This is a genomic window from Belliella alkalica (assembly GCF_022549785.1).
Taxonomy (GTDB): domain Bacteria; phylum Bacteroidota; class Bacteroidia; order Cytophagales; family Cyclobacteriaceae; genus Belliella; species Belliella alkalica.
Genome location: NZ_JAKZGO010000003.1, coordinates 267,387 through 280,114, shown reverse-complemented (window position 1 = coordinate 280,114; position 12,728 = coordinate 267,387). Strand labels below are relative to the sequence as shown.

The 12,728-nt window shown below is 37.1% G+C and carries 13 protein-coding genes and 1 pseudogene; 8 read left to right on the top strand and 6 right to left on the bottom strand.

Annotated elements, in window-relative coordinates:
• Nucleotides 1–85: 85 nt before the first annotated feature.
• From MM213_RS05265 to MM213_RS05230, 8 genes and pseudogenes are all read left to right on the top strand, one after another.
• On the top strand, nt 86–469 hold the full coding sequence (locus tag MM213_RS05265) for an ArsR/SmtB family transcription factor (protein ID WP_241410424.1): 384 nt from the start codon (nt 86–88) through the stop codon (nt 467–469).
• A 6-nt stretch (nt 470–475) separates the two neighbouring features.
• A complete protein-coding gene (locus MM213_RS05260) occupies nt 476–1,171 on the top strand; it encodes a YjjG family noncanonical pyrimidine nucleotidase (RefSeq protein WP_241410423.1) in 696 nt (231 codons plus the stop codon).
• 84 nt (nt 1,172–1,255) lie between these two features.
• A complete protein-coding gene (pruA, locus tag MM213_RS05255; protein WP_241410422.1) occupies nt 1,256–2,890 on the top strand; it encodes an L-glutamate gamma-semialdehyde dehydrogenase in 1,635 nt (544 codons plus the stop codon).
• A gap of 357 nt (nt 2,891–3,247) precedes the next feature.
• Nucleotides 3,248–4,432 carry a 6-bladed beta-propeller gene (locus tag MM213_RS05250; protein WP_241410421.1) on the top strand — a complete coding sequence of 395 codons (1,185 nt, stop codon included), beginning with the start codon at nt 3,248–3,250 and terminating at the stop codon, nt 4,430–4,432.
• Complete coding sequence (locus MM213_RS05245; protein WP_241410420.1) at nt 4,429–4,599, top strand: hypothetical protein; 171 nt, start codon at nt 4,429–4,431, stop codon at nt 4,597–4,599. Before MM213_RS05250 ends, MM213_RS05245 begins: the two co-directional genes overlap by 4 nt.
• Nucleotides 4,600–4,626: 27 nt before the next feature.
• Nucleotides 4,627–5,544, top strand: a pseudogene (locus tag MM213_RS05240) (DUF4221 family protein); the annotation flags it as partial.
• A 116-nt stretch (nt 5,545–5,660) separates the two neighbouring features.
• Complete coding sequence (locus MM213_RS05235; RefSeq protein ID WP_241410418.1) at nt 5,661–6,707, top strand: proline iminopeptidase-family hydrolase; 1,047 nt, start codon at nt 5,661–5,663, stop codon at nt 6,705–6,707.
• A 7-nt stretch (nt 6,708–6,714) separates the two neighbouring features.
• On the top strand, nt 6,715–7,461 hold the full coding sequence (locus MM213_RS05230; RefSeq protein WP_241410417.1) for an NIPSNAP family protein: 747 nt from the start codon (nt 6,715–6,717) through the stop codon (nt 7,459–7,461).
• A 307-nt stretch (nt 7,462–7,768) separates the two neighbouring features.
• On the opposite strand, the gene MM213_RS05225 is transcribed toward MM213_RS05230, so the two are convergent.
• From MM213_RS05225 to MM213_RS05200, 6 genes are all read right to left on the bottom strand, one after another.
• Nucleotides 7,769–8,647 (bottom strand): alpha/beta hydrolase, encoded by an 879-nt coding sequence (locus MM213_RS05225; protein ID WP_241410416.1) that lies wholly within the window; start codon nt 8,645–8,647, stop codon nt 7,769–7,771.
• Nucleotides 8,644–9,006, bottom strand: a complete 363-nt coding sequence (locus MM213_RS05220) for a hypothetical protein (RefSeq protein ID WP_241410415.1) — start codon at nt 9,004–9,006, stop codon at nt 8,644–8,646. The genes MM213_RS05225 and MM213_RS05220 overlap by 4 nt, the downstream gene beginning before the upstream one ends.
• 316 nt (nt 9,007–9,322) lie before the next feature.
• On the bottom strand, nt 9,323–10,522 hold the full coding sequence (locus MM213_RS05215) for a phosphoglycerate kinase (RefSeq protein ID WP_241410414.1): 1,200 nt from the start codon (nt 10,520–10,522) through the stop codon (nt 9,323–9,325).
• Between the two features lie 50 nt (nt 10,523–10,572).
• On the bottom strand, nt 10,573–11,535 hold the full coding sequence (locus tag MM213_RS05210) for an L-threonylcarbamoyladenylate synthase (RefSeq protein ID WP_241410413.1): 963 nt from the start codon (nt 11,533–11,535) through the stop codon (nt 10,573–10,575).
• Nucleotides 11,535–12,245 carry a tetratricopeptide repeat protein gene (locus MM213_RS05205; protein WP_241410412.1) on the bottom strand — a complete coding sequence of 237 codons (711 nt, stop codon included), beginning with the start codon at nt 12,243–12,245 and terminating at the stop codon, nt 11,535–11,537. The genes MM213_RS05210 and MM213_RS05205 overlap by 1 nt, the downstream gene beginning before the upstream one ends.
• 32 nt (nt 12,246–12,277) lie before the next feature.
• On the bottom strand, nt 12,278–12,727 hold the full coding sequence (locus MM213_RS05200; RefSeq protein WP_241410411.1) for an acyl-CoA thioesterase: 450 nt from the start codon (nt 12,725–12,727) through the stop codon (nt 12,278–12,280).
• Between the last annotated feature and the right edge of the window lies 1 nt (nt 12,728).

Genomic DNA, 12,728 nt, shown 5'->3' with positions numbered 1-12,728 from the left:
CTATGTTTAAACCACGATATAATTATAGGTTATTTTCGGGTCATTTACTCAATATTAAACCCGATTTCTTCGTTAAAAGTTATTAATGAGACTGAAAAACATTAGTTTGAGCTATGGAATGCGCATCTTCAAAGCCCTCTCAGAAGAGCCCAGAGTACGAATAATCCATCTTTTGATCCAAAATAAAGAATTATCAATTTCTGATTTAGAACATATCCTTGATTTTACACAAACCAAGACAAGCAGACATTTGATTTATCTCAAAAATGCAGGCTTGGTGGGTAGTCGGCGAGTTGACCAATGGACTTTTTATTATATTTTGGAAGAAGCAATTGAAATCATTAATCAGATTTTTAAGTTTATACAAAAAGACATCAACTTGATCAAAGATCAAGAGGTCTATGAAATTCTACATTCTAACCGGGAGTTGGCGATCAACAAAATCCAAAACAATCCCTATCGTAAATAATTATTAGTGAAAAAATACCAACATTTATTCTTCGACCTAGACCACACGCTCTGGGACTATGACCGCAATGTGCAAGAGTCCCTAACAGAACTTCACGAAGTGCACAAGCTTACCGAACTTGGAATCATTGATGCGAGTGCATTTATAAAGGCATTTTACAATGTGAATTTCAAACTATGGGCATTATATGATGTAGGTAAGATTGACAGGGACAGCCTTCGTGCTACCCGGTTTAAATTAGTTTTTGAAAATGCTGGAGTAGATCCTATGAGTGTCCCCGAACTTTTAGAGCCAGATTTCATGCATAGAACCTCTTCCAAAAACTATCTCCTTCCATACACAATTGAGATTTTGGATTATCTCAAGCCAAAATACCCCATGCATATCATCACCAATGGGTTCAATGAAAGTCAGGCAAAAAAACTAAACGCGTCAGGACTTACTCCTTACTTTGACTTGATCATTACTTCGGAAACGACAGGACACAAAAAGCCTGATGCAAGGATTTTCCAATATGCCTTGGACAATCTTGGAATAAACAATGAAGGAGCGATAATGATTGGCGACAATCCTAATTCTGATATTTTAGGAGCGATTAATGCTAAAATCGATCAAGTCTATTTCGACCCACATAATAAAGGAATTGAGTTGAAACCGACACATACGATCAAGCACTTGAAGGAATTGGAGGGGTTGCTGTGATATAAAAAGTATCTTAAAAAAGGCATTCCAAGCCATATTGCTTATATTTGTGACATTCAGAAATCATATAAACTCCAAATAAATATGCTTAAAGGTTTTTTCAACGTACCGGCACCCAAAAACGAACCGGTAAAAGCTCACGCTCCGGGATCTCCGGAAAGAATCGAGCTTCAAAAAACACTCAAAGAATTTAGATCCCAAGAAGTAGATGTACCAATGTACATCGGTTCTGAGGAAGTGAGAACGGGCAACAAAAAGCCTATGTCTCCTCCACATGACCATCAACATATTCTTGGTTATTTCCATGAAGGAGATGCTTCTCATGTAGAACAAGCAATCAATGCTGCCCTTGGCGCAAAAGAAGCTTGGGAATCCATGCAATGGGAACAAAGAGCAGCTATTTTCCTCAAAGCTGCTGACCTACTTGCAGGGCCATACCGAGCTAAAATCAATGCTGCCACCATGCTTGGGCAATCCAAAAATGCAATGCAGGCAGAAATCGATGCCGCATGCGAGTTCATTGACTTTTTAAAATTCAATGTACAGTATATGACTGAAATCTATGCTCAACAACCACCTGTTTCGGGTGATGGGGTTTGGAATAGATTGGAACAAAGACCTTTGGAAGGATTTGTATTTGCATTGACACCTTTCAACTTCACTGCTATCGCAGGTAACCTACCTACTTCTGCTGCCATGATGGGCAACACGATTGTTTGGAAGCCCGCATACACACAGATCTATTCTGCCAAAGTATTGATGGATGTATTCAAAGAAGCCGGTGTTCCTGATGGGGTGATCAACTTGATCTATGTCGACGGCCCTACTGCTGGAGAAATCATCTTCAACCACCCTGATTTTGCGGGAATCCATTTTACCGGTTCTACAGGCGTATTCCAACATATCTGGAAAACAATCGGTAGCAATATCTACAAGTACAAATCTTATCCACGAATCGTAGGAGAAACTGGAGGAAAAGATTTTGTAATCGCCCACAAGTCCGCCAACCCTAAAGCTGTGGCAGTAGGACTTTCAAGAGGAGCATTCGAATTCCAAGGACAAAAATGTTCTGCAGCTTCCCGTGCTTACATTCCAAGCAATATTTGGGAAGATGTGAAAAAATATTTGCTTGAGGATCTTGCCGACATGAAAATGGGGCCTACAGAAGATTTTACCAACTTCATCAATGCGGTAATCGACGAGAAATCATTTGATAAAATCAGCAACTATATCACTGAAGCAAAGTCAGCCGAAGGAGTAGAAGTGATCGCAGGAGGTAGTTTTGACAAGTCAAAAGGCTACTTTATCGAACCTACGGTATTGGTAACCAAAGACCCTATGTACACGACTATGCAAGAAGAAATCTTCGGCCCTGTATTGACGATCTATGTATACAATGCTGAGCATTTTGAGACTGCTCTGGAATTGGTAGATCAAACTTCACCATACGCTTTGACTGGCGCTATATTTTCTACTGATAGATATGCGATCGAATTGGCTACCCAAAAATTGAGAAATGCTGCGGGTAACTTCTACATCAATGACAAGCCAACAGGTGCGGTAGTAGGTCAGCAGCCATTTGGAGGAGCGAGAGCTTCTGGAACAAATGACAAAGCCGGATCTATGATCAACTTACTTAGATGGGTTTCTCCAAGAACAATCAAAGAAACTTTCGTATCTCCTGTAGATTACAAATATCCATTCCTTGGGGAAGATTGATTGGAGAAGCGAGAAATTAGATTTGAGAAGCGAGATACAAGACACAAGACCTTACTTCAATTTGAAAAAAAGTAAAGATAAAACAATACCCTAGTATTGAATCCTAAAAATAATAACCCTGAAAGGGTTAAACCTTGAATAACTTGTCCGCCGTGGCGGAGCCCTGGGTCGCAAACCGGGGATTAATGATAATCTGGGAGACACCATCAATGAAAAAAGCACCCCAAGAAGCTCTTCTTGGGGTGCTTTTTTTGACTCAAAAACTTTTTAAATCTTTGATTTTCTTATGAATTGACTTTTAGTTTCTAAACAAAGCCATTATTTTTAGCTTTATCATCAACCATTATAAAAACTAGCATGAAGTACTTTTATCATTTTCTGACATTTTCTTTATTCGGTTTGTTATTTTCCTGTAACTCTTCCACTGAGAAGGATATGGGGTTTCGAGAAATAAAAATTACCGAAACCGATATCATTTCTTTTGATGAAGTAGTCAATGAAATCGAATTTATTCCATTTTTGATTCCAGAAGATTCCCCTTTGAAACTCTCAGCAAATGATCCACACTTGGAAATCGATGATAAAATCTATTTTTCGACAGGTGATTTCAGAGATGCTTCCATTCATGTTTTTGCTCTTAATGGGAAGTATGAACAAACTTTCAAAAAACAAGGTGATGGACCTGAGGAATATCCATATATCAATGGAATTGACTTGATTGACGACAAATTAGCAATTTGGGATCAAAGAGGAACGTTCAAACTTTATAACAAGACAAATTTTGATTTTGAGGGTGTCAAAAAACTAGCTGGCGTTGATATTAATTTCATTCCATTTTATCAATCCTTAGGGGATGGGAAATGGATTTTGGTAGATGATTACAGCGGAGAAGTCGATGAAAATGGTTATTATCCCGTTTTCCAACTTTTAAACGAAAAAACCGAAGAGATCAAACCTCTATCTCCAAAAACCAGAGAAGTCACTGCAAATCTCATCGAAGGACAAATCGCGGAAATGTCTGATAAATCCTATATCTTGAATTTTGGAGCGTCTGACACAGTTTATCATTTCAAAAGTGACAGCATCAAACCTTGGATCAAACTCAATCTTGCAGACAACAATGTGCCTGAAGACTCCAAACTAGATCCAGAATACTTTTTTGAAAACATCTTACTAAATCAAGCAAACAACATTAATGTTGGTACAGCCTTAGCAGCAAATAATGTTGTCCGAATTGCCGTATTCGGTATAAAAAAATCTCAAGAAATCATTCAAGATGATTTGGATTCATTTCCAATTCAACACCTCTATATTCAATACCCAAGTATGGAATTTAAAGTTACTAAGGCATTTGGAGCTTTTGGCGGAAAAGGATATGAAAAAGACGGATTCTTTTATGAAATTCTTTACGCTGATGATATTCAAAATTATATTGAGAGTAATTACTTTGGTAAATACACTGCGCAACTCGAAGCTGCTATAGAGAATCTTGTAGATGAAGAAGATCCCATTTTATTGAAATATAATATCAAGGTGAAATGAGAAAACTGAAGAATTTTACACTGATTTATTTTCTATCAAGTGTTATCCTCGCATGTTCTTCTGAAGAAAATCAAAAATCGGTAACTATTGAAGGTGACTTGTTTGATTATGCTACAGATACTATTTATTTTGAAAAAGATCTGAACACAAAATCTCTTCCGCTGTAATTCACTTACCAAAAAGAAGGCGATAAAGAGTTTCTCTATGGCATGTCAGGCTTCAATCTTTTAAAGTATGAATATCCATCAGGAAAACTGATATCAAATATTACCTTCGAGAAAGAAGGCCCTGATGGGATTGGTGGGTATGTGTCGGGGAATTTGATTACGAAGGATGTCGTGTTTTTTATTTCGAGCCAAAAGGAAATTACACAAGCAGGCCATGATGGCAAAGTCATCAATAGGTACCTTTTGCCAGAAAGCCCTGAAGAGAGGATTGCAACACAGTTTAGTACCAACAGAGGAAACAAAATGAATTGGAATACTGCGAAAGAAAAGTTGATTGTCCCAGACGTGCCAATACTTCTCAAAGAAAAGTCAATGAAATATAAAGATTGGCTTTGGGAGTTTAACCTTAAAGAAAACACAAAAGAAGTAGCTTTACAATTTACCTTCCCGAAGGAATACAATGATTATTTTGACGATCCAGAACTTGGTACTTATTATCATTTATTAATAGAAAAGACCAATAAACATCTAGTAGCCTTTCCTGCTACGGATTCCATTCTGGTTTTTAGTGAAGAAAATTCATCAAAGATTTTTGCCGGAAGCAATTCCCAGTTAGAATTTAAAAAAGGAAAGACAGAAGCCCAAGGTGAATACACAGTATTTTTGCCAAGTGTTGAAACCAGCAGATATCAGTCGATGATGCATGACCCTTATCAAGGTCTAATTTTAAGACATCTTATCATCGAACAAGGCAAAAATGAAAATGGTGTTTTTTCAAAAAATAGCTTTGTGATTTTGGATGAATCTCTTTCCAAAATTGGGGAAGTTAGTTTTTCCAGCAGAATAATCAGCAGTTTGGGATTTTGTACACCAAATGGACTTTATCTCAAAATGATGAATCAGAATTCAGATGATCAAGAAGCATATATAAGGTTTATTTTTTAAACTTCTTTGACCTATTTTACAACTCATTTTTTTCTCGTAGGTTAGAATAATGATTTTGGTTATATTCATTAGATTTTTTATGACATACTATAATTTCAAAACAAACGATTTAAAGCATGAAAAAAACTACCCTCTTCATTATTTTGACAGCTTTTTTATTATTTGGCTGTTCTACTTACCAATCTTCAGATAATAACACTGAGAACGATTACTTAGATTTTTCCAAAAGAGATGATCAATTTGAAGGAGGGATCAAAATGATACCTATCCAAACACCTAAAGGTGAATTTAAAGTTTGGACGAAACGTATTGGAAACAATCCAAAAATCAAGGTTCTTTTACTTCATGGAGGGCCTGGGATGACACATGAACTGTACTCATGTTTTGATGGATACTTTCCGGCTGAAGGCATAGAATACATCTACTATGATCAACTTGGATCCTATTATTCCGATCAGCCTGAAGATCAAGATTTGTGGGCAATAGACAGGTTTGTGGACGAGGTGGAGCAAGTGAGAATCGCTTTGGGGCTCAATGAGGACAACTTTTACCTTTTTGGCCAATCATGGGGCGGAATGCTTGCAATGGAATATGCATTGAAACATCAGGATAAGCTCAAAGGGCTGATTATCTCAAATATGATGTCGAGTTTGGACGAGTATGAAAAGTATGCCAAAGAAGTACTTGGGCCTCAAATGCCTGAAGAAGTATTTCAGGAAATAATGAAGATCGAAGACGAAGAAGATTTTCAAAATCCACGTTATGAAGAATTGTTGATGGAACACCACTACCAGTACCATGTGCTGCGTAAGCCTTTAGCAGAATGGCCTGAAGCCGTTCTTCGAACCCTCAAACATCTTAATCCAAATGTTTATGTTTATATGCAAGGATTTTCTGAGTTTGGCATAACTTCTGGAGCTACGCTAAAAGGTTGGGATAGGAGTGCTGATTTGAATGAGATTGAAGTACCTACTTTGGTGATAGGTGCAGGTCATGACACCATGGACCCAACCCAGATGGAATGGATGTCAAAAGAAGTTAAAAATGGCAAATACTTATTCTGCCCAGACGGCAGTCATCTTTCCCAATACGATGACCAGAAAGTTTTCTTTCAAGGGCTAATTAATTTTATAAAAGAAGTAGATAAAAAAACAACAAACTAAACTCACTATGAACATTTTGAAATCATTATTAATCTTATTTTTAGTATCATTTTCCATTGTAGTATCTGCTCAAGATTCTCGATATTATGAAATGCGAACTTATACAGCACATGAAGGCAAACGTTCTGACCTGATTAGCAGATTTGAAAACCACACACTTAAGCTTTTTGAGAAAAATGGGATTGAAAACATTGCATATTTTATACCATTAGACCCAACTGACTATAAGCTGACTTTTATTATTGCTTATCCAGATAAGGATTCTAGAGAAAAGCTCTGGGAAAAATTCGCCAATGACCCTGAATGGACAAAAGTAAAAACCAGCTCTGAATCCAACGGACCTTTGGTTTCCAACATAGAACAGACCTTTATGGTGAATGCCAATGATCTAAGCCCAGAAATGAGCAAACTCTCCTCAAAAAAGAAAATTTTCGAACTTCGTAAGTATGATTTAGAACCAGGGAAAGTTGATGCGATCAATGCAAGATTTAGAGATTATACTCGTGAAATCTTCCCTCGTTATGGAATGACCAATGTGATGTATTGGTACACAGTAGAGGAAGAAGGCGTAGAGCCAAAACTGATCTATTTGCTAGCACATAAAAGCGAGAAAATGGCTAATTTTGGGAATGCCAAATTTGAGGAAGATGCTGATTGGAAAAAAATCAAAGCAGCCTCAGAAATCAATGGTCCGATTGTAAAAAAAGCAGAAATGAAATACCTGAAGGCATTGTCATTTTCTCCAATGAAATAAAATCAAAAGAGTATCCGCAATTTAAAATTTTATGAGTATCTGCAATGTTGCACGTTACGTAATAAGTAGCTTTGTAAGTTGCTGATACTCGTCAGCAGACAACAGTTCACAGTCAACAGAACCAAGAATCGTTCATCCGACAATCTATTGTTAGGCTATATGCAAGAATGCGGATAGTCATATAAAAATTAAAACCTAAATTAATCGGGTATAAATTGCAGATACTCTTTAACAATTATTTGATTTTGCGTCTGTGTAGTAGAGGACAGTTTTTCACCACCGCACAGTCATCAGGATACCAATGTGATTATACAGAAATTTTTGATGTGAATTTGTTAATTTGATTAATATAAAAGCTACCCCATTCCCCTTCTCCTGAATTGAAGCCAGAGAGACGCTCACCTTCAAAACTGATTACTTCACATTTATTCCTGGTACTATTTCTAAATTTCAAAACATCTTCGGTTGGTGTAATTTCATCTTTACTCGCTGAAAAAATCAATATTGGTAAATTTAAACTTTCAATACTTCTTATATAATCTACATCCTTTTCGGGCTGAATTATTGAAACTCCCTTTTGCTTTTCTATTCTTTCAGTTATCAAAGACACATTAGTAACAAACCCTTCAACAACAAGGAAACTAATTTTATCTTGTAGTTTTTCAATAGCTTTAACAGCAATTATTGACCCCATAGACATTCCCCAAATCCCAATTTTTTTATTAGGGAACTTTTGATAGATAAAATCACCTACCGCAATCAAATCTGTTGCAAACTCTTTGTAATAGAGCATATCTCTTTCGATTGAAAAATCAGAGCTTTTCCCAAAGCCTCTATAATCAAAAGTAACTACTGTGTAACCGTGGCTCACCAGTATCGAAGAATGATAAACAAAATAAGACATATTTCCTGCATCGGGATATGCCAAAATGATCAATTTTCCATTATCATTTTCAACATTTGCAGAATACACCCAAGTATTTATATCAAACCCATCATTTGTCTTAATTCTCAATGATTCATAATTCAAACCCAAAGAATCTGGAGTACGAATATACTCTCTATCTGGATTTATAGCATGCACCTTCACGATTGAACAAAAAAGTACAAAAACCAAAAAAACTTTTACATTATTTAATTTATGAGTAGCCAATCCAGTCAAAATACTATTTTTATAATTTCTCAATCTTCACCTCCATTATCCCTACGGAGGTATTCTTTACCTCCACATTCAATAAATTCAACTTTTTTCTCATCGCCATCTTGACTTTTGGAAAAATAACTGTAGGCACCATCTTCCTCAGGTTCAGACGCTCTAGAAATAGACCACAATTTTGAAGTTCCATCTTCATTGAACACTCTATAAGTAAACACCCCTGTTTTCTTATTCCGCCGCAAATCCTGGTCAATCACATAGGATAATTGGGCACCTGAATCATCTGTTTCAACCAAATACACAGTACATGAACCTCCTATTTCCTCAAACTCCGAACATGATAGAGAAAAAAACAAGACAAATGTAATCACCCAAATAGACTTCTTCATTTTAAATTCTTTTCTACGAATATATCAGGGCTACGAACTATTTCCAACTATTAGTTCAATGAAATAAGTTTTGAATTGAAAACTTCCATTTTAAAAAACATTAAGCATAAAAAAACCGCCATCTTTTCAGAAGGCGGTATGTTTTTTCTGTTTATAATATGACTATCCGCTTTCTTTCACGTAGCCAAACAATAGATTGTTTGCTGAACGATTTGTTCTGTTGACTGTGAACTGTTGTCTGCCGACGAGTGTCCGCTACTTACAAAGCTACTTCATACCCAACGTGCAACATTGCGGATACTCATAATTTAAAATCTTATGGCTCTAAAGCAGCTACTCCTGGAAGTACTTTACCTTCCATGTGCTCCAATAGTGCTCCACCTCCGGTAGATACATAGGATACTTTGTCAGTAAAACCAAACTTATTTACTGCTGCTGCTGAGTCTCCTCCACCTATCAAAGAAAATGCACCTCCTTCTGTAGCTGCAGCAACTGCTTCAGCAATTGCAACTGTACCGTGTACAAAGCTACTCATCTCAAATACACCCATTGGGCCATTCCACAATATGGTTTTTGAATTTTTGACAACTTCGGCAAATTGCTTCCTAGTCTCAGGCCCGATATCCAATCCCATCCATCCGTCAGGAATCTCACCACTTACAGCCATCCCTTGCTCTGCATCATTCGCAAAAGCTTTTGAGATCACTGTATCAACTGGTAAAATCAAATTAACACCTTTTGATTTGGCTTTTTCCATCAGTTCAAGCACGTAATCCAACTTGTCCATTTCACAAAGGGAGTCTCCTATCGATCCCCCTTTTGCTTTGGCAAAAGTATAAGACATTCCGCCTCCGATGATCAAATTATCAACTTTATCCAACAATCTTTCTATAATCAAGATTTTGTCGGTGATTTTTGCACCACCCATAATTGCTGTATATGGTCTTTCTGGATTTTCCATTACCTTATCTGCATTTTCAAGTTCAGATTGAAGTAAATAACCAGATACTTTAGTATCAAAAAACTTCGCTATAACTGCAGTGGAAGCATGTGCTCTGTGAGCGGTACCGAATGCATCATTCACATATACATCTCCAAGGTCAGCAAGTTTTTTGGCAAAAACCTCATCCCCTTTTTCTTCTTCTTTATAAAATCTAAGATTCTCCAGCAGTAGAATTTCTCCTGGCTGAAGTCCCTCTGCCAATTGCACAGCTTCCTGTCCAATACAATCTGGTGCAAACTTCACTTTCGTTCCTGAAAGTTTCTGAAGTTCATTCACCACATGCTTCAAGGAAAATTTGTCAGTAGGTCCATCCTTTGGTCTTCCAAGGTGAGACATCAAGATCACTGAACCACCATCTTTCAATATTTTTTCAATTGTAGGAATTGCTGCGCTGATTCTTGTGCCGTCAGACACATTCAAGTGCTCATCCAAAGGGACGTTGAAATCAACTCTTACCAGTGCTTTCTTTCCAGAAAAGTCAAGGTTATCTACGTTTTTAATTCTTTTGTTCATGATTTATAGTGTTTATTAGGTTCAATTATTATTGATAGTCAATCAAATAATCACTTTGCGGCTGCTCTTCTCAAGCGATCATTGATAGCTTTTCCAAGTCCTTCCTCTGGCATTAGCTCTGCTAAAATTACAGAAACATCCATGCTATCCAAAATCCTCATAGACGCAAATAGATTTTTTGCAGCTTCGTGCAAATCTGCTTGGGGACTGAGTACGACTATTTTTTTACAATCAAGCTCTTCAAAGGAATCTCTAAAGCTCATTACAGCAAAATCAATTCCCTTATCGGTATATTCTTCAATTAGTTTTGGCAAATCCCCCAAAACAAATGGTTTTGTAGGAGAATAGTGACTTTGTAGCAATCCAGGTGCTTTTGGATTACTGGAGGAATGGGAAACTTGATGGATTTCCCCCACTTTTTCTTCTATCAATCTCAAATCAATTCCGCCCAGCCTATAAACAGTAACCTTCCCATTTTCCATCCCAACGATAGTACTTTCCAAGCCGACTTCACAAGACCCTCCATCAAGTATATAGCTTATTTTTTGGCCAAGCTGATCATTCACATGACTGGCTTTGGTTGGGCTAATATACCCAAAAGGATTTGCACTAGGGGCTGCAAGTGGAAAATCTAATTCAGTTAGCAATTCCTTTGTCAAAGGATGGGAAGGAATTCGCACTGCTACAGTATCCAAGCCACTTGTAACCAAATCAGGTACATTAGATTTTCTTGGAAGTAAAAGTGTCAATGGACCTGGCCAGAAGCTATTAGCAAGGATTTTTAGATCTTCAGGAATTTCTTTTACAAAATCCAAAACTCTTTCTATGTCCGAAGTGTGCAAAATCAACGGATCAAAACTGGGTCTATTTTTGGTATCGAAAATTTTCGAAACAGCATCTGCATTCAGCGCATTCCCAGCCAAGCCATAGACTGTCTCAGTTGGAATCCCAACCAATTCACCAGCTTCTAGGATTTGCTTTGCTTTCGAAATATCTTTTCCTATTTCAGCCATTAATCTTGACAAAAATCATCTACCCAAGTTTTCGCATCACCATAACCCAAACTAAGAGCCATTTTGAGGTTGGCACATCCATCTTCTTTTTGACTGAGAGCGCTTAGTTGCGTCACACCCAAAAGGTAATAGGCTGCTCCATTTTCTCCATCAATATTGATGGAATAAACCAATGACTCCATTCCACCCAAAGGATCACTATTTCCAAGTTGTGCTTTGGCTTTGTTGAAATGAACAAGTGCTTGATTGGGATTTACTTGAAGTGCCATGTCAAAATCCATGATCGCATCTTCATATTCTTCCAATGCCAACAAAGCCAATCCTCTGTTGTAATAAATATCTGTTTGTTCAGGATCCAAACCATTTGCGAAATTATAATCTCTGACAGCTTCTTTGAAAGCTTTCTTTTCGAGATAAGCATTCCCTCTATTAAAAAATGGTTTGTAAGAAGTGGAGTCTATATTAATTGAGTTGGTGAATGACACCACTGCCTCATCAAAATTCCCGTTTTGGAATAATGCCACTCCTTTTGCATTATGAGCGGATGTATTGGAATCATTTTTCTCAATCACTCTATCAAAGTACCCTATTGCTTTGGAATACTCTGATTTTTCGAGGGATTTCACTCCTTCATCAAATAATTCTTGCTCTGATGCTCCACAAGCTGTCATCATGGCGATTGCTACAATACAAAAGAAAATTTTTCTCACGTCTTTTTAATTTTGCATGCAAAGATAAGGATTTATCCTGCGACAGATGATCTATTTTTCATTTTTGATGCGTATTCTTCGGGGAGCGGCATAGGCTTCATGGTTTTCATATCTACAGCAACCATAATCGTACTCGCTTTGGCAAAAATTTTATCTTCGCCCTTTGGGTTTTTGCCCAAAATAACCTGCTCCAATGTGAATGAAGTATTGCCTATTCTTGTACACTTGATATACACAGAAGGTGAATCATGCACATGGATTGGAGTGAAAAAATCAATATTGACATTTGCTACTACAGTCCCGATAGCCATAATATCCCAATCACAAACTTTGTGAAGGTACTCTGCTCTTGCATGTTCAAAATAATTGAAGTAGATCCCATTGTTTACATGCAAATAGCCATCAATGTCAGAAAACCTCACTTGAATAGGGACAAAAAAAGAAAAGGAGGATTTCACCACTTCGATTGAGATTTTTTCCATA

What these genes read in the sequence shown, in the direction of transcription:
- MM213_RS05200 (WP_241410411.1), bottom strand. Translation starts at nt 12,727, where the DNA reads ATGGAAAAAATCTCAATCGAAGTGGTGAAATCCTCCTTTTCTTTTTTT.
- MM213_RS05245 (WP_241410420.1), top strand. Translation starts at nt 4,429, where the DNA reads ATGAGAAAACTGAAGAATTTTACACTGATTTATTTTCTATCAAGTGTT.
- MM213_RS05265 (WP_241410424.1), top strand. Translation starts at nt 86, where the DNA reads ATGAGACTGAAAAACATTAGTTTGAGCTATGGAATGCGCATCTTCAAA.
- MM213_RS05220 (WP_241410415.1), bottom strand. Translation starts at nt 9,006, where the DNA reads ATGAAGAAGTCTATTTGGGTGATTACATTTGTCTTGTTTTTTTCTCTA.
- MM213_RS05215 (WP_241410414.1), bottom strand. Translation starts at nt 10,522, where the DNA reads ATGAACAAAAGAATTAAAAACGTAGATAACCTTGACTTTTCTGGAAAG.
- MM213_RS05230 (WP_241410417.1), top strand. Translation starts at nt 6,715, where the DNA reads ATGAACATTTTGAAATCATTATTAATCTTATTTTTAGTATCATTTTCC.
- MM213_RS05210 (WP_241410413.1), bottom strand. Translation starts at nt 11,535, where the DNA reads ATGGCTGAAATAGGAAAAGATATTTCGAAAGCAAAGCAAATCCTAGAA.
- pruA (WP_241410422.1), top strand. Translation starts at nt 1,256, where the DNA reads ATGCTTAAAGGTTTTTTCAACGTACCGGCACCCAAAAACGAACCGGTA.
- MM213_RS05250 (WP_241410421.1), top strand. Translation starts at nt 3,248, where the DNA reads ATGAAGTACTTTTATCATTTTCTGACATTTTCTTTATTCGGTTTGTTA.
- MM213_RS05235 (WP_241410418.1), top strand. Translation starts at nt 5,661, where the DNA reads ATGAAAAAAACTACCCTCTTCATTATTTTGACAGCTTTTTTATTATTT.